This window comes from Paenibacillus sp. HWE-109, from assembly GCF_022163125.1.
GTDB lineage: Bacteria > Bacillota > Bacilli > Paenibacillales > NBRC-103111 > Paenibacillus_E.
The window spans coordinates 3,634,375-3,659,197 of sequence record NZ_CP091881.1; the positions used below are offsets into that span (position 1 = coordinate 3,634,375).

At 46.8% G+C, this 24,823-nt stretch carries 24 protein-coding genes and 1 other annotated feature; of the genes, 3 read left to right on the forward strand and 21 right to left on the reverse strand.

What is annotated here, in order from left to right; genetic code table 11:
- Positions 1–393: 393 nt before the first annotated feature.
- Together dapD and LOZ80_RS15465 are read left to right on the forward strand one after the other, a co-directional pair.
- Positions 394–1,104, forward strand: coding sequence for a 2,3,4,5-tetrahydropyridine-2,6-dicarboxylate N-acetyltransferase (dapD, locus tag LOZ80_RS15460; protein WP_238172231.1), 711 nt, complete (start codon positions 394–396; stop codon positions 1,102–1,104).
- Between the two features lie 21 nt (positions 1,105–1,125).
- Complete coding sequence (locus LOZ80_RS15465; RefSeq protein ID WP_238172232.1) at positions 1,126–2,247, forward strand: N-acetyldiaminopimelate deacetylase; 1,122 nt, start codon at positions 1,126–1,128, stop codon at positions 2,245–2,247.
- Between the two features lie 238 nt (positions 2,248–2,485).
- Here LOZ80_RS15465 and LOZ80_RS15470 read toward each other — a convergent pair whose 3' ends face one another.
- The 3 genes from LOZ80_RS15470 to lspA are packed head-to-tail and all read right to left on the reverse strand — an operon-like array spanning position 2,486 to position 5,119.
- A complete protein-coding gene (locus LOZ80_RS15470; RefSeq protein ID WP_238172233.1) occupies positions 2,486–3,643 on the reverse strand; it encodes an aminotransferase A in 1,158 nt (385 codons plus the stop codon).
- A 32-nt stretch (positions 3,644–3,675) separates the two neighbouring features.
- Positions 3,676–4,626: an RluA family pseudouridine synthase gene (locus LOZ80_RS15475; protein WP_238172234.1), complete on the reverse strand. Its 951-nt coding sequence runs from the start codon at positions 4,624–4,626 to the stop codon at positions 3,676–3,678.
- The gene (gene lspA, locus LOZ80_RS15480) at positions 4,601–5,119 is read right to left on the reverse strand and encodes a signal peptidase II (protein ID WP_238172235.1); all 519 of its coding nucleotides are present in this window, start codon (positions 5,117–5,119) and stop codon (positions 4,601–4,603) included. The genes LOZ80_RS15475 and lspA overlap by 26 nt, the downstream gene beginning before the upstream one ends.
- A gap of 129 nt (positions 5,120–5,248) precedes the next feature.
- Here lspA and LOZ80_RS15485 point away from each other — a divergent pair, with 129 nt between their 5' ends.
- On the forward strand, positions 5,249–5,992 hold the full coding sequence (locus LOZ80_RS15485; RefSeq protein ID WP_238172236.1) for a TraR/DksA C4-type zinc finger protein: 744 nt from the start codon (positions 5,249–5,251) through the stop codon (positions 5,990–5,992).
- A 56-nt stretch (positions 5,993–6,048) separates the two neighbouring features.
- Here the strand turns inward: LOZ80_RS15485 and ileS are convergent, their stop codons facing one another.
- The 18 genes from ileS to spoVE all read right to left on the reverse strand — a co-directional run bounded on the left by ileS (position 6,049) and on the right by spoVE (position 24,759).
- Positions 6,049–8,811: an isoleucine--tRNA ligase gene (ileS, locus tag LOZ80_RS15490; RefSeq protein WP_238172237.1), complete on the reverse strand. Its 2,763-nt coding sequence runs from the start codon at positions 8,809–8,811 to the stop codon at positions 6,049–6,051.
- A gap of 68 nt (positions 8,812–8,879) precedes the next feature.
- Positions 8,880–9,122 (reverse strand) — a binding site (T-box leader).
- Positions 9,123–9,195: 73 nt separating this feature from the next.
- Positions 9,196–9,672, reverse strand: a complete 477-nt coding sequence (locus tag LOZ80_RS15495; protein ID WP_238172238.1) for a DivIVA domain-containing protein — start codon at positions 9,670–9,672, stop codon at positions 9,196–9,198.
- Between the two features lie 153 nt (positions 9,673–9,825).
- Positions 9,826–10,608: a YlmH family RNA-binding protein gene (locus LOZ80_RS15500; protein WP_443147035.1), complete on the reverse strand. Its 783-nt coding sequence runs from the start codon at positions 10,606–10,608 to the stop codon at positions 9,826–9,828.
- A gap of 2 nt (positions 10,609–10,610) precedes the next feature.
- Entirely contained in the window at positions 10,611–10,850 is a 240-nt protein-coding gene (locus LOZ80_RS15505) for a YggT family protein (protein ID WP_189007025.1), read from the reverse strand.
- Between the two features lie 65 nt (positions 10,851–10,915).
- Positions 10,916–11,338: a cell division protein SepF gene (locus LOZ80_RS15510; RefSeq protein WP_189006182.1), complete on the reverse strand. Its 423-nt coding sequence runs from the start codon at positions 11,336–11,338 to the stop codon at positions 10,916–10,918.
- Between the two features lie 41 nt (positions 11,339–11,379).
- Positions 11,380–12,066, reverse strand: a complete 687-nt coding sequence (locus LOZ80_RS15515; protein WP_238172239.1) for a YggS family pyridoxal phosphate-dependent enzyme — start codon at positions 12,064–12,066, stop codon at positions 11,380–11,382.
- A gap of 42 nt (positions 12,067–12,108) precedes the next feature.
- A complete protein-coding gene (gene pgeF / locus LOZ80_RS15520; protein WP_238172240.1) occupies positions 12,109–12,954 on the reverse strand; it encodes a peptidoglycan editing factor PgeF in 846 nt (281 codons plus the stop codon).
- A 112-nt stretch (positions 12,955–13,066) separates the two neighbouring features.
- Positions 13,067–13,366: a YlmC/YmxH family sporulation protein gene (locus tag LOZ80_RS15525; RefSeq protein ID WP_238172241.1), complete on the reverse strand. Its 300-nt coding sequence runs from the start codon at positions 13,364–13,366 to the stop codon at positions 13,067–13,069.
- Positions 13,367–13,503: 137 nt separating this feature from the next.
- A complete protein-coding gene (gene sigG, locus LOZ80_RS15530; RefSeq protein WP_189006194.1) occupies positions 13,504–14,286 on the reverse strand; it encodes an RNA polymerase sporulation sigma factor SigG in 783 nt (260 codons plus the stop codon).
- 216 nt (positions 14,287–14,502) lie between these two features.
- On the reverse strand, positions 14,503–15,225 hold the full coding sequence (gene sigE, locus LOZ80_RS15535; protein WP_189006197.1) for an RNA polymerase sporulation sigma factor SigE: 723 nt from the start codon (positions 15,223–15,225) through the stop codon (positions 14,503–14,505).
- Between the two features lie 92 nt (positions 15,226–15,317).
- Positions 15,318–16,241: a sigma-E processing peptidase SpoIIGA gene (gene spoIIGA, locus LOZ80_RS15540; protein ID WP_238172242.1), complete on the reverse strand. Its 924-nt coding sequence runs from the start codon at positions 16,239–16,241 to the stop codon at positions 15,318–15,320.
- Between the two features lie 233 nt (positions 16,242–16,474).
- On the reverse strand, positions 16,475–17,599 hold the full coding sequence (ftsZ, locus tag LOZ80_RS15545; protein WP_238172243.1) for a cell division protein FtsZ: 1,125 nt from the start codon (positions 17,597–17,599) through the stop codon (positions 16,475–16,477).
- 30 nt (positions 17,600–17,629) lie between these two features.
- Positions 17,630–18,877 (reverse strand): cell division protein FtsA, encoded by a 1,248-nt coding sequence (ftsA, locus tag LOZ80_RS15550; RefSeq protein WP_238172244.1) that lies wholly within the window; start codon positions 18,875–18,877, stop codon positions 17,630–17,632.
- A gap of 273 nt (positions 18,878–19,150) precedes the next feature.
- Complete coding sequence (locus LOZ80_RS15555; RefSeq protein WP_238172245.1) at positions 19,151–20,065, reverse strand: cell division protein FtsQ/DivIB; 915 nt, start codon at positions 20,063–20,065, stop codon at positions 19,151–19,153.
- A 124-nt stretch (positions 20,066–20,189) separates the two neighbouring features.
- Positions 20,190–21,458: a UDP-N-acetylglucosamine 1-carboxyvinyltransferase gene (gene murA, locus LOZ80_RS15560; RefSeq protein ID WP_189006211.1), complete on the reverse strand. Its 1,269-nt coding sequence runs from the start codon at positions 21,456–21,458 to the stop codon at positions 20,190–20,192.
- 15 nt (positions 21,459–21,473) lie between these two features.
- Complete coding sequence (gene murB, locus LOZ80_RS15565) at positions 21,474–22,379, reverse strand: UDP-N-acetylmuramate dehydrogenase (RefSeq protein WP_238172246.1); 906 nt, start codon at positions 22,377–22,379, stop codon at positions 21,474–21,476.
- Between the two features lie 206 nt (positions 22,380–22,585).
- Positions 22,586–23,656 carry an undecaprenyldiphospho-muramoylpentapeptide beta-N-acetylglucosaminyltransferase gene (locus LOZ80_RS15570; RefSeq protein ID WP_238172247.1) on the reverse strand — a complete coding sequence of 357 codons (1,071 nt, stop codon included), beginning with the start codon at positions 23,654–23,656 and terminating at the stop codon, positions 22,586–22,588.
- 5 nt (positions 23,657–23,661) lie between these two features.
- Positions 23,662–24,759, reverse strand: coding sequence for a stage V sporulation protein E (gene spoVE, locus LOZ80_RS15575; RefSeq protein WP_238172248.1), 1,098 nt, complete (start codon positions 24,757–24,759; stop codon positions 23,662–23,664).
- Positions 24,760–24,823 lie beyond the last annotated feature (64 nt).

Below are 24,823 nucleotides of genomic sequence, written 5' to 3' on the forward strand. Positions count from 1 at the left end.
AACTCTTGCCTTTGGCGCCACTACGCTGCTGTAGCGCTGTTTTTCAGCGTTATCTCTTTGGCACTCTCTTGGCACGCTACTAGTACGCTCTTGGCATGCTCTTTAGCACACTCTTGCACACTCTTGCACACTCTTGCACACTCTTGGCACGCTCTTGCACGCTCTTGCACGCTCTTAGCACGCTCTTAGCACGCTCTTGACGTGCTCTAGCAGCGCGCTTGACCAGCACTTGCGCGCTCCTCCCGAGCATTCACCACGCTCGAGCGCACTCGTTCAAAGCGCTAATTCGACGCTTTGCGCAATCTTTTTCAGCTTTTCTATGAAACGCATTGGCTCAAACGCGCCCTATCTGATAATATAGGAGAGTCAATCTAATTTTAAGGAGATGTCACCATGAGCGAAATGAATACGCTAGAAATTATCCAATTTATTAAAGAAAGCAAGAAAAAAACTCCGGTGAAAGTATATGTAAAAGGGAACCTTGAAGGCATTAGCTTCGGAGAAAGCAGCCAATCCTTCCTTTCCGGCAACAGTGGTATCGTTTTCGGTGAATGGAGCGAAATTCAGCCGATCCTGGAAGCTAACAAAGCGCAAATCGAGGATTTCGTTGTAGAATCAGATCGCCGCAACTCCGCTATCCCTATGTTGGATCTCAAGCACATCAATGCACGTATTGAGCCAGGTGCGGTTATTCGCGATAAAGTACATATCGGAGACAACGCCATTATCATGATGGGCGCGCTTATTAATATCGGTGCATCCGTTGGCGACGGTACGATGATCGACATGAACGCTGTTCTTGGCGGCAGAGCGCAAGTCGGCAAAATGTGTCACATTGGCGCAGGCGCAGTCGTTGCAGGCGTTATTGAACCTCCATCCGCACAACCTTGTGTGATTGAAGATGATGTGCTTGTTGGTGCAAATGCCGTTATTTTGGAAGGCGTACGCATTGGTAAAGGCTCTGTTGTTGCTGCGGGCGCTGTCGTTACGCAAGACGTTGAAGAGTATACCGTTGTTGCCGGAGCACCAGCACGCGTCATCAAGAAAGTAGATGACAAAACGAAATCCAAAACCGAGATTTTACAAGATCTGCGTACCCTGTAAGGGATTCTGGAGGGATTCGCCATGCTTAGCCCTTTCATCGAACTGCGCCGCCAGCTTCACCAAATTCCGGAGCCTGGCTTTCAGGAGTTCAAAACGCAGCAATTGCTTCTGGACGAGCTTGCCAAGCTGCCTCAAGAGCGGTTGACCATTCGGACTTGGCGGACAGGCATTCTAGTATATATCAAGGGAACGAAGCCTACCAAGCGCTTTGGCTATCGCGCGGATATGGATGGACTACCGATTAAGGAAGAGACTTCTCTTCCTTTTCCTTCCCAACATTCTGGCTATATGCACGCATGCGGTCATGATTTTCACATGTCGATTGGCATGGGGGTTGTCACCCATTTCGTGCAGCAGCCTATGCGAGATGATTTAGTCGTGCTGTTTCAACCTGCGGAGGAAGGTCCTGGAGGCGCTCTGCCTATGCTCGCAGCGGAGGAGCTGCAGGATTGGAAGCCTGATCAGATGATAGCCCTTCATATCGCGCCTGAATACCCCGTGGGCACCATTGCGACACGGCCGGAAATTTTATTCGCGAATACGTCGGAGCTGTTCATTGATTTGCTAGGCAAAGGCGGACATGCTGCCTATCCGCACCAAGCCAATGATATGATTGTGGCTGCCACCCAAATGGTCGGACAACTGCACACAATCGTGTCCCGCAATGTGAATCCGCTCGATTCAGCCGTCATTACGATTGGCAAAATGGAAGCGGGAACGAAGCAGAATATCATCGCCGAAAAAGCTCGTCTCGAAGGTACGATTCGTACCCTCTCCGCGGATTCGATGAGCAAGATCAAAAAGCGGATCGAAGCCGTAGCAGCAGGTGTTGAGAGTTCATTCGAGTGCCGTGTATCAATCGATTACGGTTCCAACTATCGCCAAGTGTTCAATGATCCGCCACTGACAGTGGAATTCATGGATTGGCTGCGCGAACGTGACAATGTGACGCTTGTGGAATGCACGGAGGCGATGACCGGCGAGGATTTCGGCTATTTCCTTGAGCAAATTCCAGGCTTCATGTTCTGGTTAGGTGTTGATACCCCACATGGGCTGCATCACGCCAAGCTTGAGCCGGATGAAGGCGCCATTGATGTGGCGATAACGACCATAACCGCTTATCTGACTTATAAATCCAGCTAAAAAGAACCTAGCCTCCGGGCTAGGTTCTTTTATGTCGCGTGCTAGGGATGTTGAAGCATTCTTTCTGCTTGTCCTAAGTGGACGCTCGAGGCAAATGGATTCATTCCCCAAAAAAACCTCCAACCCACGTATAAAGAAGTGCACCTCCTAGAATTTTCATCGGTTTAACCCAGGAGTTTTTTCCAATGTCTATTCTAAAGGTACACTTCTTAAAGTGGGCTTGGAGGCTATATCTGTATTATCTTAACTTGCCGACAAATCGTTCCAACCGATTCAGCGACTCTTCAAGCACTTCTTGGGAATAAGCGTAAGATATCCGAATAAAGCCTTCTCCGAAAGAGGTAAACGCATCTCCCGGCACGACAGCCACATGCTCGTCCTGAAGCAGCTTCATCGTAAAATCCATGGAACTGAGTCCGAACTTTGCGATGGAAGGGAATAAGTAAAAAGCTCCATCCGGCTTTTCTAATTCTATGCCCATGGCTACCAGTCGATCATAGACATAATCTCTTCGTGCTTCATAGGCGCTGCGCATCGGGAGTGCATCGTCCACGCCAACGGTCAAGGCTTCCAGTGCCGCATACTGGCTCACAGAGCTCGCGCAGGTCACATTATACTGGTGAACCTTCGTCATATGCTCTGTGAGGTAGGCAGGCGCTAAGGTGAAGCCAATGCGCCAGCCTGTCATCGCATGCGATTTGGATAATCCATTAATCACAATTGTTTTCTCGCGCAGCTTGCCGAGTGTTGATATGGAATGATGCTGCTGCCCATAAACAAGCTCACTATAAATTTCATCCGATAAAATGAATAGCTCGCGGTCTGCCAGAAGCTGCGCAAGATCAGCCAACTCTTTCTCCGATAGCACTTGCCCCGTCGGATTGGACGGATAACAAAGAATGACACATCGCGTTTTGTCCGTTAAATAGGGTTCCAACAAATCGGCTGTTAATTTCAAGCCGTTGTCGCGGGTATCCACATACACCGGAATCCCGCCAGCTAAGCGAATTAATGGTTCATAGCCTGGATAAATCGGAGCTGGAATAATGACTTCTGCACCCGGTGTCAGAATTGTCCTAAGCGTAATGTCCACCGCTTGACTTGCACCTGCGGTAACAATAATTTCATCCGCAGGACGATAGGTTTGTCCATATTTCACATGAACGAAATTGGCCACAGCCTCTCGCAATTCCAGAAGGCCGGGATTCTGTGTGTAGACCGTTTTATTTTGATCCAAAGCCCGCTGACCCGCTTCAATGATGTGCCGCGGCGTCGGAAAATCCGGCTGTCCGATCGTTAAGGTCAATGCACCCGGTATCGTGCTGACTAAATTAGAAATTTTGCGAATACCTGAAATTTGAATCTCTCTTACTAAAGGATTGATTAAATGCTCCATATGATTTCACGCCTCTCCCGCTCAACTAACCGCTAGGTTGTTCGTATCGTTTGCAGCAGCTCATCCATGTCAGCCGGTATTGGCGCTTCAAATTGCAGCCACTCCCCTGAACGCGGGTGTTTAAAGCCCAGCACAGCGGCATGGAGCGCTTGTCCATTCATTAGCATCCCCTTGCTCTTCCCGTACATAGGATCGCCAACCAGCGGATGTCCGATAAATTTCATATGCACACGAATTTGATGTGTTCTTCCTGTCTCCAGCTTCAATTCCACTAAAGTGAAATCACCGAAACGTTCAAGAACAACGAAATGCGTGACAGCTGTCTTGCTGTTTTTCTCAGTCACGGTATACATTTTACGATCATGCGAATCACGGCCGATCGGAGCATCGATCGTTCCTTGATCATGCTGCAAATGCCCATGCACCAATGCGATATATTTGCGATTCACGGTATGCGCCTTTAACTGCTCAGCCAAACTGGCGTGTGCTTTGTCATTTTTAGCGGACATGATAAGTCCAGACGTATCTTTATCGATCCTATGGACGATACCAGGACGTAGTTCTCCGTTAATGCCGGATAAATCCTTGCAATGATACATCAGGGCATTAACAAGCGTACCTGAGTAGTGCCCAGGTGCCGGATGCACAACCAGTCCACGCTGCTTATTGATCACAATAAGATCAGCATCCTCATACACAACGTTCAGCGGAATATCCTCTGCCCCCAGCTCAACACCTTGAGGTTCTGGCACTTGAAGTGAAATAACATCCTGCTCAGAAAGCTTATAATTGGGTTTAATCGCTTTGCCGTTGACTTTCACGTGCCCGTCTTTGACCCATTGCTGGATCAAGGTGCGGGACACCTCTTCTTCCCAAGCTTCTGTAATGAATTTATCAATACGTTCTTTGGCATACTCTTTTTCAACTGTCCATTCTACGATCTCATTCACTGCAGCCTCAGACGAGGTCTGATTTGTGTTCATGTGTTGCTCCTTTTTTTTCTTTTCTCCAAGCTAGGATTGATTCTAAGAAAATGAGGATAACCCCAATCACGATGGCTGAATCAGCTAAATTGAAAATCGGATAAATATAATAGATGGCTTTGCCAAACAAGCTAAAATCAAATGTAAACTGAAGGAAGTCCACAACCTCACCGAACAAAGCGCGGTCGATGAAATTGCCAAGCGCTCCACCCAGCAATAAACTGAGCGCAGTTGATAGCAGAACCTTGCCTTCTCGAATCGTTTTGCGAATGTACCAGATGATGCCGATAACGACAATCGTCGTAATGACAATGAAAAACCATCTTTGATCTTGCAAAATGCCGAATGCCGCGCCGCGGTTGCGATGCGATGTAATGATGAAGAAGTCACCAATGACAGAACGTTCCTCGCCCAGCGGAATTCGTTTGGTAATAAACCATTTGGACACTTGATCCAAGATAAATACAATTAGCGCATAGAAATAATATTTCACATTCTTTTCCTCCTAATATTCATCAAACCAGAACAGTTCCTTATTTACAAGGAATTACCTCACTAAAAATAGCGCTAAATCGGCATTATAAGGGTATGGATCAGCTGTTAGAAGGGAGCTGTACGACCTATGAGCCATTTAACCGAAGAGCAACTTAAACAATTATATTTGCAATTATTGGAGGAAAAGCTTGATCTTGAGAAACATTTCGCCACAAATGATCATTTTGGCTTAGCCAATTCGTTCTCAGACAGTACAGGCGAACTATCCATGTATGACAATCATCCGGGTGATATTGCTTCCGAAATCTACGAACGCGAGAAAGATATCTCGCTGAATGAACATGCCGAAATGCATTTGGAGCAAGTGAATGAAGCTTTGGCTCGCATGGAAAGCGGTGATTACGGGATATGTGTATTTAGCAAACAACCGATCCCTTTTGAACGTCTTGAAGCCATTCCGACGACACTTTACAGCTTGGAACATGTGCCTGATCCTGATCAATCTTTCAGAAGACCCGTTGAGGAACAAGTGCTCTTCCCGCCTTTTGGCCGAACTAGCTTCGATGAACGCAACGATGAAACTGAATTTGATGGCGAAGACGCTTGGCAAATTGTTGAAAGCTGGGGGACATCCAATACCCCTGCCTTCGGTGAAAATGCCAACGTGGAAGACTACAATGAAATGTACATTGAAGCTGACGAACACGAAGGATACGTGGAATCGTTCGAAAGTTTCATAGCCACAGATTTATACGGTGAACATGTAACAATCGTGCGAAGCAAGGCATACCGCGATTATATTCATAGCGGTGAAGGCGATCCTTTTCTGGAGCCAGAACAACTCACCGACGCAGATGACGAACAGCGATAGAACAAACAGGACAAACGAGCTTCGCCAACTGCGAAAGCTCGTTTGTTCCTTTGCTGTTACTCGTGTTCGCTCACGACGTCACTACATCTTTTACATAAGGACGGATGTTCTTTACTTTGCCCAACCTCCGGGGTCACTATCCAGCAGCGCTCGCACTTCTCGCCCTCAGCAACGGCAATCGCAATAGCGGCATCCTTCGCTTGGTAAGTACCCTCAGGCACATCTGTGCCGGCTGGATGAACGACAACTGCCGATACGATGAACAACTGATCCAACTGGCCAAGCTCAGCCAGCAAGCTGGATGTTGCTTCGTTCGGATATAAGTGAACAGCCGCTCCAAGCGAATTTCCGATCACTTTCTCTTTGCGCGCTTCTTCTAATGCTTTCAACACTTCATCGCGGATACTTAAGAAGCTGTTCCACTTATTCTCCAACTGCTCATTGAATAAACTAGTATCCACTTCAGGCAGCTCCGCAAGCTGCACGCTGCTTAGTTCAACACCCGGGATGTACTTCCACACTTCATCTGCCGTATGCGGAAGAATCGGTGAAATTAGCTTGGTGATCGCGATCACAGCGGCATACAACACGGTTTGGGATGCTTTACGCGCAGGATCATGCGCAGCATTCGCATACAAACGATCTTTGATGATATCTAAGTAGAACGAGCTCATCTCAACCGCGCAGAAGTGATGAATCGTTTGATAAACGACATGGAATTCATACGCTTCATAAGCCTTTACGACTTTCTCAATCATCCGGTTCAAACGAATCAAAGCATAGCGATCCAGCTCAGACAAATTCTCTGGCGCCACACGATCTGCTGCAGGATCAAACTGACTCAAGTTCCCCAACAAGAAACGCATCGTATTTCGGATTTTACGGTATACTTCCGTCGTTTGATTCAAAATGTTATCCGAAATCCGGTGATCGGATTGATAGTCGACGGAAGATACCCATAGACGCAAGATATCAGCGCCCAACTTCCCGCAGACGGCATTCGGATCAATCGTATTCCCGATGGACTTGGACATCTTGCGGCCTTCGCCATCAAGGGTGAAACCGTGGCTGAGAATCCCTTTGTAAGGCGATTTCTCTTTGGTCGCAACGCCAGTGATGAGAGATGAGTTGAACCAGCCACGATACTGGTCAGAGCCTTCCAAGTACAAATCGGCAGGCCATTGCAATTCAGGGCGCGCTTCCAGCACAGCCATATGACTGGAACCGGAATCGAACCATACATCCATGATGTCCGTTTCCTTGCGGAACTCGCCATGTCCACATTTGGCACAGTGGATACCCGGAGGAAGCAGGTCCTTCTCCTCCTTGATAAACCAGGCATTCGAGCCCTCTCTCTCGAAAAGCTGAGCAACATGTTCAATCGTTTGCTCATTCACCAGAGGTTCGTTGCAGCTGCGGCAGTAGAAGATCGGGATTGGCACTCCCCATGCGCGCTGTCTTGAAATACACCAGTCTCCGCGGTCTGCAATCATATTGTGCAGGCGAACTTCGCCCCACTCTGGCGTCCACTTCACTTGCTTGATTTCATCCAGCATCTCTTGTCTGAATTTATCAATAGAAGCAAACCATTGTTCCGTTGCACGATAGATAACCGGCTTTTTGGTGCGCCAATCATGGGCATACTGATGCTGAATATCCGTCGCTTTCAGTAAAAGCCCCGATTCTTGCAGCTTCTCGATAATTTGCTTGCCGCCTTTTTCATAGAACACGCCTTCATAGCCAGGCGCTTCCGCTGTGAAGTGTCCTTGATCATCAACCGGGCACAGAACCCCAATATTGTAACGCTGGCCAATCACAAAGTCATCTTCCCCATGTCCAGGAGCTGTATGAACACAGCCTGTACCGGCTTCAAGTGTAACGTGCTCACCAACCATAACTAACGATTCACGATCGTAGAACGGATGTTGGCAAGTTACATATTCCAGTTCGCTGCCCTTCACCGTGGATAAGATTTCATATTCGCTCCAGCCTATTTCTTTGGCAGCAGAGGCCAGCAATCCTTGGGCAAGCACATATTTCTTGCCACCGGTTTGGATAACCGCATACTCAAACTCCGGATGCAGCGAAATTCCCAAATTGGCAGGGAGTGTCCAAGCTGTTGTCGTCCAGATAACAATTGCTGCATCTTGCGGCAGCTTGCCTTTGCCGTCTTTGACTGGGAAAGCTACATAAATGGAGGTGGAAGTTTTCTCCTTGTATTCGATCTCCGCTTCAGCGAGCGCACTTTCGGAAGAAGGAGACCAGTAAACAGGTTTCAATCCTTTGTAAATGTAGCCCTTTTGTACCATTTTGCCAAAAACGCGAATTTGATTCGCTTCATAGTCCGGTTGCAGGGTGATGTAGGGATTGTTCCAGTCTCCGCGGATCCCCAATCGCTTGAACTGGCTTTTTTGCTTTTCAACGGACTGCAGCGCGTATTCTTTGCAATATTCACGGAATTCGGGGATCGTCATTTTCTTGCGGTCGACTTTCCCGCTGTTTGTGATTACTTGTTCAATTGGCAGCCCATGTGTATCCCAACCTGGTACATAAGGCGCGTCGAAACCTTGCAGCGTTTTGAAACGAACGATAATATCCTTCAAAACTTTGTTAAGCGCATGTCCGATATGAATATCACCATTAGCGTACGGAGGCCCATCATGCAAAATAAATTTAGTTCTGCCCTTGCGGCTTTCCTGCACTTTGGCATAAATATCTTCAGCTTCCCAGTGCTCCTGCATTTTCGGTTCCGCCTGAGGCAGGTTGCCCCGCATAGGAAACTCGGTTTGTAATAGATTTAACGTTTTGCCATAATCCATGTTGACCTCTCCAATCTTACCCTGAACTTTGTTATGCCTGAAAAACAAAAAAAGCCTCTCATCCCCCAAAAAGGGACGAGAAACTCAGCTCGCGGTACCACCCTCGTTATAAAGCTAACGCTCTGCCCTTGCAGGCGCAGAACACAACTTCATCACTCGATCATGTGTAACGGCATGACCCGTTTCTCTCTACTTCATTCAAGAGACGCTCCTGGGGGATATTCGGTACACTGCAGAGATTAGGCTCACACCATAACCCTAATTCGCTGACCCTGCATGCTCGACCTACTCGTTCCAGTCATAGCTTTACTGAGATACATTTAACAGGAGTATACCCAATTCATTGGGCATAGTCAATAAGACGGCCTCCATTACGGGGCATTTCTACTCGTCTTTGGTCTCAAACTGCATGCTTTGCCAACCTTCTGTATTAAGCAGTTCCAGTTGGGCTTCAAGCAGCGTCCGGAATCGTGTTCGGTAGATCGACGCCTGTTTCTTCAATTCTTCAATCTCTAAAGCTACCTTCCGGGAACGTGTCAAAGATTCATTAATAATCCGGTCCGCGTTCTTCTCGGCTTCTTTCAAAATCAGCTGAGCTTCTTTTTTCGCATTGCTTCTTACTTCATCCGCTGCTTCTTGCGCTACGATGATCGTTTTGCTAAGCGAATCCTCAATATTCGTAAAATGATCCAACCGCTCTTGAAGCGTCACCGTTTGATTCTGCAAGTCTTTATTCTCGCGAATCAACGCTTCGTAATCTTTAATGACTTGATCAAGGAATTCATTGACCTGATCTTCATCATAACCGCGAAACGAGCGGGAAAATTCTTTATTATGTATGTCTAACGGTGTTAATGGCATCAGTGCCCCTCCTTAGCGTTTTGCTTTGCAAAACGGACTTCGCAAGCATAAACGGAGCCACATCGTAAAAAGCCCGCTTACACCCATCTCTATACTGTTCAGTTCGACAGAAAATAAGCAATTCCTGCAAAGTTCGTGGATAAATGTTCCACTCTAAGCAAACTTGCCGATTTTCACACGAATTCGACCTTTTTTCGTAATGCCTTCGACTTCCAGCACCTTAAAACGGCCGAATCCTTGCAGGGACACCATATCGCCTTCCTTCAGCGGCTTGCTTGGATCTTCTTCCAGCTTCCAGTTCACACGGCACCTGCCCGCTTGAATAGGGGTTAATACTTTGGCGCGGCTAAGCCGGAAGACATCACTGACAATCCCGTCCATCCGCATGGAAGCGACAGATAAAGATAGTTCTTCCAGATTCACATTAGCCAGTGCCAGCTTATCCAACGGGAGCAATTCGGTCTGCACGTGGACCTTATGTACTTGGGAGAGGTTCATGTGCAAGTAATCAGCAGCATCTTGGGTAACCAAGCAGTGGCAGCCACCCTCTATAACGTGAATATCGCCAACCTTGTCTCGCTTCATGCCGAGTCCAAGAATGGCGCCCATGTAATCTCCATGTTCCAAAGTTAGAAATTTGCCGTCTCCCGAAGAAACGGACAACACCGTCATCGCCATATCTTCCCCATCCAATATCCGGTAATCGGGAGCTATTAAAGCTCTCTTCCGTTCAGCAGCGCTGTATCCGCCATCCAAACGGCAGTGGACATCGGGATGTCGGTTAACGAGTGAGGTAAGAATAAAAGCCTGTCTGGGATCAAGAAAATCGGTCAGCTTCACAGCATGCTGCTCTGCCGCCCGCTCGATCCAATCCCAGGCTTTATCGACAAAATGATGTTCGTCAGGGTGAAAATGACCATATAGTTCTTTTGGCAAGATTAAAACATCCCTACAATAAAATCTAGCACTGCCGCAATCCCCATAACAACGAATCGCAAAGCGATCAAGGCTACGATCGGGGAAAGATCAATAAATCCGATGCTCGGAATAATTTTGCGAAATGGACTTAAATACGGTTCGACCAATTTACTAAGCAAACCGCCGATAAAGCTTTCTCTGGCATTCGGGAACCAAGAGAGAATCAAGTAGCCAATAATCATGAAATAATAAATTTCCATCAAAATACTTAAGTAATAGTGAACGTAAGCCACGTACGCATCCACCTCTGTGTTAGGATATGCGCCTATTCCTCACCCATCATCTCGGAGATGTGACCATGAATATCGACTGAGTCTGGTGTACAAAGAAAGATATTCGGCCCAAGTTTGGAGATAGACCCATTCAAAGCATATACCGTACCGCTCAAGAAATCTACAATTCGTACTGCTTGATCGCCGCGAACACGCTGCAGATTGACAACCACCGCTCTTCTTGAACGAAGATGGTCGGCAATGTCCTGCGTTTCTTCGTATGTTCGAGGCTCGCTAAGCACGACACGCGCATTCTTCTGTGAATGTATGCTGACGACATTTGCCTTATTTTTATTACGCAATTCATACGGATTGGTTTCAGGTTCTTCGGCAGCTTCCACAATCCGCTCGCGTTCCACAATCTCTTCCTCTTCTTGCAGTCCAAGAAAATTCATAAATCGGTTATAAACACCCACGATAAATCCCTCCTGTCTTATTCTTACTTTCACTTACGGTCTTATTCCTCTTTTCCAACCAGAACAGTACCCAATCTTACCCAAGTAGCTCCTTCTTCAATCGCTACTTCAAAATCTCCGGACATCCCCATCGATAATTCCTTGATCTCATAAGGAAAAAGGTTGCGTTCATTCAATTGATCGCGCAATTCTCTTAGCCCGCGAAATACAGGACGAGTTGCATCGGCTTCCATCTCATATGGGGCCATTGTCATCAAACCGGTAATATGTATATGTGACAGCTTACTAACTTCTTCAGCTAACTCAAAGAATTGCTCAGGCGCAACGCCATACTTGGACTCTTCACCCGAGACATTCACTTGCAAGAGACACTTTACTTTCAAGCCAAGGACAGCAGCCTGCTTGTCCAGCTCTTTGGCTAGCGACATCCGGTCCAAGGAATGAATATAGGCAAATCTGCCGATTACGTCTTTCACCTTGTTCGTCTGCAGGTGCCCAATGAAATGCCAGGTTCCGCGCTCATGCAGCGCTTCCCACTTCGGTTTGACATCCTGCCAACGATTTTCACCAATATGGGATAACCCTTCGTCAAGTACACACCGGGTTGTTTCCAGAGAAACATATTTCGTTACCGCTATGATATTCACATCTTCCAACGGACGGTCGGACCGCTTGCATGCTGCGGCAACTCGTGCTTCAACCGCTTCTTTTCGATTTCGTATACTCATTAATACAGACACCTCACTTCAACACATGCCTTGAACGGCCTTTTAGGTGAGCCCAATCCAAGCAATCATTCTACCTGTTGCCCCGCCCTCTTTTCGATGGGAAAAGAACTTATCTGTGTTACAACTGGTACATAACTGTGATACTTCGATATGGGACGACAAAATTCCTGCTTGCTGTAACAATTTTCGGTTCAATTCTTGCAAATTCAGCATGTACTTGCTATTTTCTTTCGCCACTATGACAGTTGAATGCTCTTCCGGAGCAGCTTGAACCTCATCAAGAACTGCTTTGACCCGATCTGCAACTGACTGGTCGACCTCATAACAGCATGCCCCAATGGAAGGGCCAATGGCCGTGCGAATATCTGATGCGCTGCTACCAAAAGTATTTGTCATTAAGGCTATTGTAGCCTTGGAAATGTTTAGCACCGTGCCTTTCCAACCTGCATGAGCCAGGCCGACCACACGCTTAATGGGATCATAGAAAAATAAAGGAACACAATCGGCGAATTGGGCACAGAGCACAATCCCCGTCTCCTTCGTAATGAAACCATCCTTGGCTTGAATGGCCGCTTCTCTGGATGCTCTGCCACTCCCTCGCTCTTCGAGGCTTACAATCGTCACCTCGTTGCCATGTACCTGCTCCGCATAGGTAAAGGCTTCAAAGGGCTGCTCCAGCGCCTCTGCAACCAACTCTCGGTTCCTCACCACATGTTCCGGCACATCGTTAACGTGCAGTCCACAATTCAGCGTTGTGAACGGCTCCAAACTCACGCCGCCATTGCGGGAAGTAAAACCAACTGTCAACTCACTAAACTGCTCCATCCAGCTTTCTATAGTAAATAGGACAGGCCTATTCGGTTTCTCCAGTTTCACGAATGGTTCCACTGCACTCTCTCCTTACGTATCCGTTTGCTCTTACTTTAGCACAAAACAAAAAAACACACGATATCTGCTTAGCCATTGCGCTTCGCAACAGCCTTCGCTCGTGTGTTATTCATCAGTTGCGAAATTGCCGATTAAGTTCATAGACTCCCTCGTTGTCATCCGTTTGACGGTATGGACGCGCATCTTCGAGCTTCACAAGAACAACATCGGCGCCTATTTTTACGATGTGTTTCCACGGAATAATGACATCTGTCCCTGAGCCAAACAGGCCAAAAAATCGGCTCTGGTTCGGCACAACAATCGATTCAATCCGGCCTTGACGCAAATCAAGCTCCAAATCACTGATTTGCCCGAGCTTCTTGCCATCTACAATATTAATGACATCCTTCGTCTGAAAATCAGATATTTTCATGAGGCCATTCACCACGAATCTCAATAGATTTTAACTGATTTTGTACTAGTATATGTGCGGAGTGGGCAAAATGTCCTGAAACTCAAAAAAAGACCTTCACGGCTTGTCACAGCCGATCCGGTCTTTATGTAAGTACATTACGATTTCACATGTTTCTGCATCTGACAAATGGCTGATTTCTCAAGTCGCGATACTTGGGCTTGGGAAATGCCAATTTCATCGGCAACCTCCATTTGCGTCTTCCCTTCGAAGAACCGCATAGAAAGGATCATTTTCTCCCGAGCATTCAGTTTCCTCATCGCTTCCCGAAGCGCAATTCCTTCAATCCAGGACATATCTTTATTCCGCTCATCGCTGATCTGATCCATCACATAGATGGGATCTCCCCCATCGTGATAAATAGGTTCGAACAAGGATACCGGATCTTGGATTGCATCCAGTGCGAAGACGACATCTTCTTTGGGGACATTAAGCGCTTCAGAAATTTCATAAATCGTTGGTTCGCGAGAGTTCTGGTTCGTCAAGCTGTCTCTGACTTGCAAAGCCTTGTAAGCAATATCTCTCAAGGAACGAGAAACGCGAATCGGGTTATTGTCACGTAAGTAGCGGCGTATCTCACCTATAATCATCGGTACAGCATAGGTCGAGAATTTGACGTTTTGGCTTAAATCAAAATTATCAATGGCCTTCATCAAGCCAATACAACCAACTTGGAAGAGATCGTCCACATACTCTCCGCGATTGTTGAACCGCTGGATCACGCTTAGAACCAACCTAAGGTTTCCATTGACCAATTTCTCTCTGGCTGCCCGTTCCTGTTTCGTCTGCAAATCAGTGAACAGCTCGCGCATTTCAGCGTTGGTCAGAACTGGCAGTTTGGATGTATCAACACCACATATCTCAACTTTATTTCGGGTCACCGTGATTACCTCCCAAGGAGAAACATTACTGTTAATTATCCCCGTGAGTGACCGATTTATTCCTGCCCGATCGCCTGTCCGAGCACTTGACAAAAGGTCTGCGACTCGCTCCCTCCCGTGACTGCTGAACAATTTCGACATCAGCCGTCAAAAAATTTTTTTCAATCTAAAAAAAAGAAGCCAGATGGCAACACCATCACAGGCTTCCGTTAATCTTTACACCATCTTGTTAAATTCCTTGCGCAAGCGCTTAATGATTCGCTTTTCCAACCTAGATATGTACGATTGAGAAATACCCAGCAAGTCAGCGACGTCCTTCTGCGTCTTCTCCTCCCCGTCTTGCAAACCGAACCGAAGCTCCATGATGATTCGTTCACGCTCACTTAGCTTGTCAAGCGCTTTATGCAGCAACTTGCGATCTACCTGCTCTTCGATGTTACGATAAATCGTATCATTCTCGGTTCCAAGGACATCGGAAAGCAGAAGTTCATTGCCATCCCAATCAATGTTAAGGGGTTCATCAAAAGAAACCTCTGTACGGATCTTGCTGTTTCGACGCAAATACATCAAAATCTCATTCTCAATACATCGCGAAGCATAAGTAGCTAGCTTAATCTTCTTCTCAGGATCAAACGTGTTCACAGCTTTAATTAAGCCGATCGCGCCGATAGAGACCAAGTCCTCGATATTGATTCCGGTATTCTCGAATTTCCTGGCTATATAGACAACCAATCTGAGGTTGCGCTCGATCAGCATGGCGCGAATCGCTGCATCCCCGGACGGTAACTTTTCCAATAAGTATTCTTCTTCTTCTCTCGTAAGTGGCGGCGGCAAAGCTTCACTGCCACCAATGTAATAGATTTCTTCTCCTTTAAGACCCAAGAACATCAGAATGCGATAATACACTAGTTGAAAAAGCATTTTCCACTTCAAGAACATGTTAGTTTCCTCCTAAGAGTTTTCCGTAGGAAAACTTGTGTCGTAAGCATTTGCTCAGCTTTGCTATGCAAAACTTGCATTGTATGTAAGCGCTAGACAGCTGAAATTAAAGCAGGATGGATAATAGCTTGATAGGAGCCGTCATGGCAAAGCTTACCTCCATCGAGCCCGATAAGCACTTTGAACGCTTCGGTTTGAACTTCATTATGGGTGATCACCACCTTATCGGGTTTAATAGCCAGCATGAATTGGGTATTCCGATTCACCCCACGGTACGGCACGAGTCGCAACCGATCCTGCCATTCGAACGCTTCCTCCCCTAAGCCGCTGATGATCTGATCAACATCTGCTGAGCGGATTCGCTTCAGCCACTCTTCGGGAAAGACATCGCCCCATTCCGATACTTCCATCACCATTACAGGCGTGCGCGTCAAAGGATCATAGAGTTGATTCCCTGTATCAATTAAGCCTTTGCACGAGGCCGTATAATCGCCTACATGAATTGTTATCTCTGCCAAAAAGCTTGTCATGACTTCACGCTGCTTAGTACTTTGAAATACAGTTTTAAACCACCATAACAAGGGAATTAAGAGCGCAAGGACAAACAGCATGCTGCCTATGTTCAATTGGAACAAAGCCACACCGGATTGTGTGAACACAATCCCGTTCATAACGTCAGAGGAGGATGCCAGTACATAATGAATGCCGAACATACCGCCAGCCACCGCAAAATTTACTAAAAGGAACGTTCCAAGGTTTCTGAGTAAATTTTGTAAGGACCCAAAGCCAAAAGCTGTCATAATCATACCGATACAGAACATACATTTCACAGAAAATGTAAATAGAAATAAGGGCACAGGAAGGAACATGATCACGACATAGGCGGCTCCCAAAAACGACGAACCTACGATTCTCCACCACTTGAACGATATTTTCCGCGTTTTAGCCGTTACGATCAGCATGGCCGCATCCATCAGAAAGTTCAGTAGGAAAATGAGATCCGCATAGACGACCACAATTTCCTCACCTCCATGAGTGATGCTTATTTAAGCACTTTCCTGACAAAACTTTAAGGTTCTAAATCAGTATAGGGGAATCCAATTTCAAAGTCTGTCTAAACTTGCTAGTAGGCTATTACTTTTTTTGTCAGTTGGTGCGGTGTCCAATTCACTAGAAAAGCCCCGAAACACAAAAAAACCGAAGCCTCTACATGAAGTAGGGCTTCGGTCTCTTTACAACTATAGTGTAACTATTTGTCAGTATTCCGCCCGCGATTGCGAAGAAACGTCGGAATATCTAATTGGTCATTCGAAGGTTGTGCGCCAAATGGCTTTAAGTTATTCAAACGATTATCGGCCGCCGGAGCTTCCGGCGCTTGTCCAGTTACAGGACGCTTCACGGAGGCATGTTGAGGCGGAGCTTTATGCTCGAAGCCTGTGGCAATAACCGTTACAAGAATTTCATCCTTCAGCTTATCGTCGATAACCGCTCCGAAGATCATGTTAACTTCAATATCGGAAGCAGAAGCCACGATGTCAGCCGCTTCATTGACTTCGTATAAGCTGAGGTTGACGCCGCCCGTAATGTTCATAAGAACCCCGCGAGCACCTTCGATGGAAGTTTCCAGCAACGGACTGGAGATCGCTTTTTTGGCTGCTTCCGCCGCACGATTCTCACCGGTAGCTACGCCAATCCCCATAAGGGCTGAACCGCGTTCGGTCATAATCGTTTTGACATCAGCAAAGTCCAAGTTAATAAGACCTGGTACCGCAATCAAGTCTGAAATCCCTTGTACACCTTGACGAAGGACATTATCCGCTTCACGGAAAGCTTCCAGCATAGGTGTCTTCTTATCTACGATTTCCAAAAGCCGATCGTTCGGGATGATAATCAGTGTATCTACTTTTTCTTTCAGCGCTGCAATACCTTGCTCAGCTTGCAAAGAACGTTTGCGTCCTTCGAATGTGAAGGGACGTGTTACAACACCAACTGTTAAAGCGCCTACTTCCTTGGCGATTTCTGCAATCACCGGTGCAGCGCCAGTTCCTGTACCGCCACCCATACCAGCTGTGACGAATACCATATCGGCTCCGCGAAGCGTATTCAGAATTGTCTCCCTTGACTCTTCTGCCGCTTTTTTACCAACTTCTGGATTAGCACCTGCGCCAAGACCACGCGTAAGTTTATCCCCAATTTGCAATTTATGCACGGATTTCGCCAAGTGCAAGGCTTGAGCATCGGTATTCACCGTAATAAACTCAACGCCTTTTACACCATTCTCGATCATCCGGTTGACTGCATTGCTTCCGCCGCCACCTACACCAATGACTTTGATTTGAGCCAATTGATCTAAATCCATATCAAATTCAAACATGTGAGTCATATCCCCCTAACTTTGCGTTCACTATATAAATTCACTAAAAAAATTTTTTACACGTTCTAGAAAACCTGGTTTGTTGCTTTCGGAGGATTTTTTGGTTGTAGATTTCGTAGCTACTTTCTTTGAGAAACCTGAATTGCGATTTTTCATATATTTGGAGACGAATTGAATGATGCCTACTCCACTTGTATAAGAAGGGTCGCGCACCCCGATGAAATCCGGAACAGCAATCCGCACGGATGTTGCCAGTTCAGATTGAGCGATGGCAAGAATGCCAGGCATACATACGGTTCCACCCGTTAGGACGTACCCGCCGGCTAAATCGCCATAACCCAAACGATGTACTTCAGCACGGATCATCTGAAAGATTTCTTCAACGCGGGGTTCAATGATATTCGCAAGATCGACTTGCGAAAACTCTTTTTCCACATTGCTGCCCATTCTAGTAACTTTAAACACTTGATCGGCGGCTGAATCATCAACCGATGCACATCCGTATTTCAGCTTTATTTTCTCTGCGATTTCAAGCTGCGTCCGAAGCCCTATCGATATATCATTACTGATGTATTCGCCACCAATTTGAATTGTCGAAGTTGCCAGTAGATTCCCTTGTTCAAAAACAGCAATGGTAGCTGCTCCTGCTCCAACATCGACCAAAACGGTTCCAACGGCTTTCTCATCCTTGGATAAGGCAAGCTGTCCGGAAGCAAGCGACATCAGGATTAGTCCTGCAACCTTCAATTCGGATTTTTCCACAACGCGGAGTAAATTATGTATCCCCGTCTTAGCGCCAGTGATGATGGTCGCTTCCACTTCTAAGCGAACGCCGATCATGCCGCGAGGATCGTTAATTCCTTCTTGTCCATCAACGAGATATTGTTTCGGTACGACTCCAATAATTTCACGCTCCGGAGGTAATGCAATGACTCTGGCCGCTTGAATAACACGATCGATATCCTCTTCACCGATTTCTCGGTCTTCATTAGAGACAGCTACTACGCCATGACTGGATTGAAGAGCGATATGATTCCCTGAAATTCCTACATAAACTTCGGATATTTGAACCCCGACCATGCGTTCCGCATGATCAACAGCGCTGCGAATCGAATTCACTGTTTGATCAATGTCAACGATTGCACCCTTACGAATACCCTCTGACTCGGCAGATCCCACTCCTATTATATTAATGGTTCCGTTGACAACTTCCCCAATAATAGCACGAACCTTGGATGTACCGATGTCTAAACTAACAATGATGTCATTGTTGCTCAAGCCCTGGCACCTCCTGTAACTTGGGTATTAACGTGAATTCTTCACAATTTCTTCTATACGTATTCCACACAACCGCCATATTCCCTCTTTTTTCTACATTTTTTTGCCGGAAAAAAAGTTGTTAACATAATTAATCATTGTCAATAATGATGAGTTAAATCTCGTCTAGTAGTTGCTTGTACGCCAATAAGTTCTAATAGATACCTTTTTAACCATAAATCTAATTTTAACATTAATTTAACGGATTGAGTAGTCCAACAAAACGTTTTTTTGTCAAGAAGGACGTACGGTTTCCTTTGGCGTTGGTTTTGGGGTCGGTTTCGGTGTGGCCTTCGCGCCTGTTTTGCCTGCATCCTTGCCTGTATCCACTGTAGGACTAGGAGAATTGGCAGCAGCCTTCGAATTGGCTCCAGCCTCTTTCTCACTTTTGGAATCTTCATTCGGCTCAAACGGAGCGTGATACTCGACCTCTAGCATTTTGATCACACCACTTGTAATATGATCCTCTTGTAAGCTTGCTATATAAGCAGGGAGATTGTCAATTTTCTCAGGCAAATAAGCAATTGTTGTATACACTTCAAATTGAGATCTCGTATAAAGCTTGATCTTGTCGGGATACGATTCTGAAGGATCGGGCTTTATCTCCGAAATATCCGACAAGGCACTTTCGGGAATTTCTCCCAGCACTTTGCACAAGGCTGCTTTGTTGGGATCTCCGTCGGTCCACCCCGTTAGAATAGGCATATCCAAAGGGACGCTGCTTCCGGCAGCGAGCTCCACAACCGCACCGTCAGCCAGAACAGCCTGCTTCCTGCCTTCAGTTCCTATTTGAAAAGCGACTTTAGGAAACTCCTGCACGGTGATTCGGATGACGCCAGGAAAATGTTTCTTTACTTCAGCTGTTTTGATCATAGGCAATGTCGCTATACGCTGTTGGATCGTCGTTGAACTTACGGCAAAAAAGCGATCTCCTACAGCAACCTGACTAGCTTGTCCAATTGCATCGGATGCCATGAGTTCATTTCCCTGTATATCAATCGTGCTTATGCGGCTAAGTGAAGACTGAAAAAAAAGAATAACCAGAATGGTTATAAAAAAGAGAAACAAAAAAATGAGCAGCTTCCGATTGGTACGCGCGCGCGGCTTGGGGACAGCGGGCAGCGCGGGTACTTTGCGGTCTTCTGACAAAATGGGCACCACCTAATAGGTTCATATGAAAGTTTGACAGAGAAATTATCCAGATGCCAAGACGAAGAAAGCCGTGTATCCCCACCTGTAATCAGGAAGGGATCCGCGGAATTCATGCCGTGTTCTACTCACTCGGTACGGGAGCTTGGCGATGTACGGAAGCCCCTAACCTTGAAAGCATATGTTCAATTCTATCATAACCTCTATCAATATGATGAATTTGCTCAACAATCGTCGTGCCATGCGCAGCCAGACCGGCGATAACAAGTGCGGCGCCAGCTCGCAAATCAGTCGCTTCAACGGTAGCTCCATACAACCTCGGAACGCCTCGTATAAAGGCTGAGCTCAAATCCACACGGATATCAGCGCCCATGCGGGACAGTTCATCTACATGTTTGAACCTGCCTTCGAAGATCGTTTCCTTCATCACACTAAGCCCATCTGCAAGTGACAGCAGCACCATGACTTGCGATTGAAGATCGGTAGGGAAAGACGGATGCGGTGAGGTCACGATTCGTTCCACCGCCTTAGGTCTTGTCGGGCAGCTTACATGTATTATATCACCGTCGGTAATGATTTGAACACCTGCACGCTTGAGGACATGAATAACGGATGTCAAATGCGCCGGGTTTACCTTCTCCAAGGTAATATTCCCTTTCGTTGCAGCAGCTGCAACTAGAAAGGTGCCCGCAACAATGCGGTCAGGTATGATTTCATACGTGCAAGGAGACAAAGATTCAACGCCGCGAATCGTAATGGTATCTGTACCCGCTCCGATGATGTCAGCTCCCATGGCATTCAGGAAATTTTGCAAATCCTGAATTTCCGGCTCGCGTGCTGCATTATAAATCGTTGTAATACCTTCAGCCCGAACAGCAGCCATCATAATATTTTCCGTAGCTCCGACACTTGGAAAGTCCAGCACGATCTCGCTGCCCTGCAGCGAATCAGCGGTACAAACAATTTTGTTAGCGAATTCTTCAATGTTGGCTCCAAGAGCCTGCAAACCTTTTATGTGCAAATCGATTTTACGTTCGCCGATCGCGCAGCCACCTGGTTGATACACAGTGACACTGCCGAATCTAGCGAGTAGCGGACCCATGAGAAAAATAGATGAACGCATCTGTCCCATCAATTCTTCGGGGATATGTGAGGAATGAGCTGTGGATGTTGTAATGGATACACTGTGTCCCTGCTGCTCGGCCCGACAACCCAATGCGCGAAGAATTCGCAGCATGGTGTCGATATCGAGCAAATTAGGAACATTATGCAGTGTGTGAGTGCCGCTAGCCAGGATGCAGGCTGCTAAGATTGGTAATGCGGCGTTTTTCGCGCCGTGTATCTGGATGGCTCCCGTAAGAGGTCTTCCACCTTCGATAACGAGCTTCTCCAAAGTTCCACCTCCGATTTACCTCTCACCCATCACCAAAACTTCAGGCACAAGCGAGATCCCGTACTGTTGCTGTACGATCTGCTGCACTTCGTTGATAAGGGTAAGAACGTCCTCGGCTGTAGCATCTCCGGTGTTAACAATGAAATTGGCGTGCAAGGTAGAGATTTCCGCTCCACCGACACGTTTGCCTTTCAAGCCTGCCTCTTCGATAAGTTTAGCTGCGAATCCCCCTGCGGGGTTGCGGAATACGCTTCCTGCGCAAGCTAAGTGGCCAGGTTGCGTGCGTCGACGCCGATCGCGGTAAGCCGCCATGGCTCCGGCGATTTCTTTGCGATCTCCAACCTGTAATTCAAAGACAGCTTCCGTTACAATGCCAGGCAGCGTGTGCAGAATGGAATGTCGATAAGCATACTGCAAATCCTCCGCTTGCATCGTGACCAATTCCCCTGTGTCCAGGATGACTTCAGCCTGCTTGAGTATGCGTGACACATCGGACCCGTGAGCCCCTGCATTCATATAGACGGCGCCTCCCACAGAACCGGGAATGCCAGAAGCAAACTCCAGTCCGGTTAAACCTTCTTTGGCTGCTAGTACGGACAATTTAATGAACGAATAGGAACCTCCTGCGTAGACCGTCGCTCCTTCGAAGCGCAGTGTTTCGAGCGCAGAGCCAAGTTTAATGACGACACCTCTAATCCCTTTGTCACTGATCAGCAAGTTAGATCCACGACCGATAACCGTCCATGGAACACCGCGTTCATACAAGAAACGGATAGCCGCAGCTGCCTGCTCTTTGGATTTGGGGAGAATCAGACAATCGGCCGGACCACCGATTTTCCAAGTTGTAAAGGGGGCCAGTCGTTCATTCGTTCGAATCTCGCCAATATTTGCTGCCTGTAAGTCGGATATTAACTGTTGCATGGGAAAACCTCCTTCACAGAACGTAGGGCGAAATGATCTTGAATTCCAGCTTCAAGCATCACAATTTCAAAGATACAAACCTTAAGGAAGATGGCCGGTCTTCTTGGTCAGGTGCTGTATCAAGCCCGTAGGTGTCTGTCACGGTTATAGTGTAGTTTATGTAAAATCGGATAGAGTGTGACAATCGCCTATACGCTTTAACAAAATCAAGATGTTAAGCTGTGCGTTTCAATCAATTCAATAATAGAAGCAACGGCATCATTCACTTTACGTGACTGCATAGCTCTCTTGTAGGACTCACGGTTCTCATGGAGAGCTTCTACATGGGCAGCAAGCATTGCAGCTGTCAGTTCTTCTTCTTGCAGCACATCCGCATAGCCCGCTTTCTGAAATGATTTGGCATTCAGAATTTGGTCGCCTCGGCTGGCTTGGAGGGATAGCGGAATGAGCAGCATCGGCTTTTCCAAAACCAAAAACTCATAAATAGATGTAGCTCCTGCGCGAGAAATAACAAGATCTGTCATTGCCAATACATCCGGAAGCTCATCATTCAGATATTCAAATTGCTTGTATCCGCGTGTTTTGGCATGTTCAGATGAAATATTCCCTTTGCCGCAGAGATGCACAATTTGAAACTGTCCAAGCAGTCTATCCAGGTTATCGCGAACCGCTTGATTAATGATCTGGGAGCCCAAACTTCCACCCATAACCAAAATCACCGGTTTCTGCGTATGAAAGTCGCAAAGTTGGTATCCACGAGACGCTTTCCCGCTCATTATATGCTCACGAATCGGCAAGCCGGTTAAGACGGCCTTCTCTTTCTGAACATGCTGCAGCGACTCCGGAAAGGTCACGCAAACCTTGGTTGCGAAAGGAATGGACAGCTTATTCGCCAATCCTGGAGTCATATCGGATTCATGAATGATAACAGGCACCTTATTCATCCGACTTCCCAGAACGACCGGGACGGAAACGAACCCGCCCTTCGAAAAAACGATGGCGGGTTTCAAACGACGAAGCAATCTATAAGACTCATATACGCCTTTCATCACTTTGAAAGGGTCTTTGAAATTTTTGAGATCAAAGTATCGACGCAGCTTCCCTGATGAAATGGGATAAAAGGAAACCCCTTCCCGTTCGATGATATCTTTCTCGATGCCTGTCGCTGACCCGATATATTTAATTTCCCAACCTAGCTGCTCAAGCCGATGCATGAGCGCAATGTTAGGTGTCACATGTCCAGCGGAGCCTCCTCCGGTGAAGACAATTGTTTTCATTTCTGTCACCTCGAATAGCGGGATATATTAAGCAGGATGCCGACTGAAGTCAGCATGAGCGTCAAGGAAGACCCTCCTGCACTTATGAAAGGCAATGTGATGCCGGTCACCGGGAACATGCCGATCACGACGCCGATATTAATAATAACCTGAACGGCAATCATGCCGATAATCCCGACTGCGATCAAACTGGCAAATGTATCCGGCGCAGTAATCGCTGCCCGCATGCCTCGCCAAACCAGAATTGTGAAGAGCAGCAGGACTAGTGTCCCCCCAATAAAACCAAGTTCCTCGGCAATAATGGAAAAAATAAAGTCCGTCTGCGGCTCTGGCAAATAGCTGTATTTCTGCCGGCTCATCCCTAAACCAAGCCCCACCAAGCCACCTGGCCCGATTGCGTACAGGGATTGAATGGATTGATAACCCGCCCCTAACGGATCCTGCCAAGGATCCAGAAAAGCAGTGATCCGCTTTAATCGATAGGGAGCCGCTACGACAAGTCCAATAAAACCAGCAATTCCTATCATACCTAGATACGAGAGATGAAGCAATCTTGCACCTGAAGTAAAAATGATCAAAAGTGAGGCTCCTACGAGCACAGCCCCTGTACCGAGATCTGGCTGAAGCATGATCAGTCCGAAAGCTAACCCCATAATGCCAAGTGGCGGGAGCAGCCCTTTCGTGAAGAGCGTAATTTTGGACTGCTGCTCAGACAGCATTTTGGATAGATAGAGAATCATCCCGATTTTCATGAATTCGGAAGGTTGAATCCCGAAAGCACCAATACCGAGCCAGCTTCGCGCACCGCCACGAACAACTCCAAGACCGGGAATCAGCACGATAATCAACATTCCGAAACAAATGAACAACGTGATCTTGGAAATCTTTTTCCAAACCAAATAATCCACATTCATCGTAAAAAACATCGCGATAACCCCTAAAACAGCAAAAATAAATTGCCGCTTGAGGTAGTACAGCGAATCGCCGAACTCGCGAAAAGCTAGTACAGAACTTGCGCTGTAAACCATAATAATACCAATTGTCAAAAGCAACAAGGTTGGAATAATAATCCAAATGTCAGGAGCGGACCGCGCTTTACCCATAACAGACACCTCTTTGTGTGATGTGGACTTTATCCAAATCTACACTAACGAGGAGGTCATATTG

Coding starts and splice junctions, on each gene's coding strand:
- LOZ80_RS15470 (WP_238172233.1), bottom strand. CDS start 3,643: ATGGAGCATTTAATCAATCCTTTAGTAAGAGAGATTCAAATTTCAGGT.
- sigE (WP_189006197.1), bottom strand. CDS start 15,225: ATGTTCTTGAAGTGGAAAATGCTTTTTCAACTAGTGTATTATCGCATT.
- spoVE (WP_238172248.1), bottom strand. CDS start 24,759: ATGGGTAAAGCGCGGTCCGCTCCTGACATTTGGATTATTATTCCAACC.
- murB (WP_238172246.1), bottom strand. CDS start 22,379: ATGCAACAGTTAATATCCGACTTACAGGCAGCAAATATTGGCGAGATT.
- LOZ80_RS15525 (WP_238172241.1), bottom strand. CDS start 13,366: ATGAAAATATCTGATTTTCAGACGAAGGATGTCATTAATATTGTAGAT.
- LOZ80_RS15485 (WP_238172236.1), top strand. CDS start 5,249: ATGAGCCATTTAACCGAAGAGCAACTTAAACAATTATATTTGCAATTA.
- LOZ80_RS15515 (WP_238172239.1), bottom strand. CDS start 12,066: ATGAGTATACGAAATCGAAAAGAAGCGGTTGAAGCACGAGTTGCCGCA.
- LOZ80_RS15495 (WP_238172238.1), bottom strand. CDS start 9,672: ATGCCATTAACACCGTTAGACATACATAATAAAGAATTTTCCCGCTCG.
- dapD (WP_238172231.1), top strand. CDS start 394: ATGAGCGAAATGAATACGCTAGAAATTATCCAATTTATTAAAGAAAGC.
- ileS (WP_238172237.1), bottom strand. CDS start 8,811: ATGGATTATGGCAAAACGTTAAATCTATTACAAACCGAGTTTCCTATG.
- LOZ80_RS15465 (WP_238172232.1), top strand. CDS start 1,126: ATGCTTAGCCCTTTCATCGAACTGCGCCGCCAGCTTCACCAAATTCCG.
- LOZ80_RS15505 (WP_189007025.1), bottom strand. CDS start 10,850: ATGGAAATTTATTATTTCATGATTATTGGCTACTTGATTCTCTCTTGG.
- ftsZ (WP_238172243.1), bottom strand. CDS start 17,599: ATGTTTGAATTTGATATGGATTTAGATCAATTGGCTCAAATCAAAGTC.
- LOZ80_RS15570 (WP_238172247.1), bottom strand. CDS start 23,656: ATGAAAACAATTGTCTTCACCGGAGGAGGCTCCGCTGGACATGTGACA.
- LOZ80_RS15475 (WP_238172234.1), bottom strand. CDS start 4,626: ATGAACACAAATCAGACCTCGTCTGAGGCTGCAGTGAATGAGATCGTA.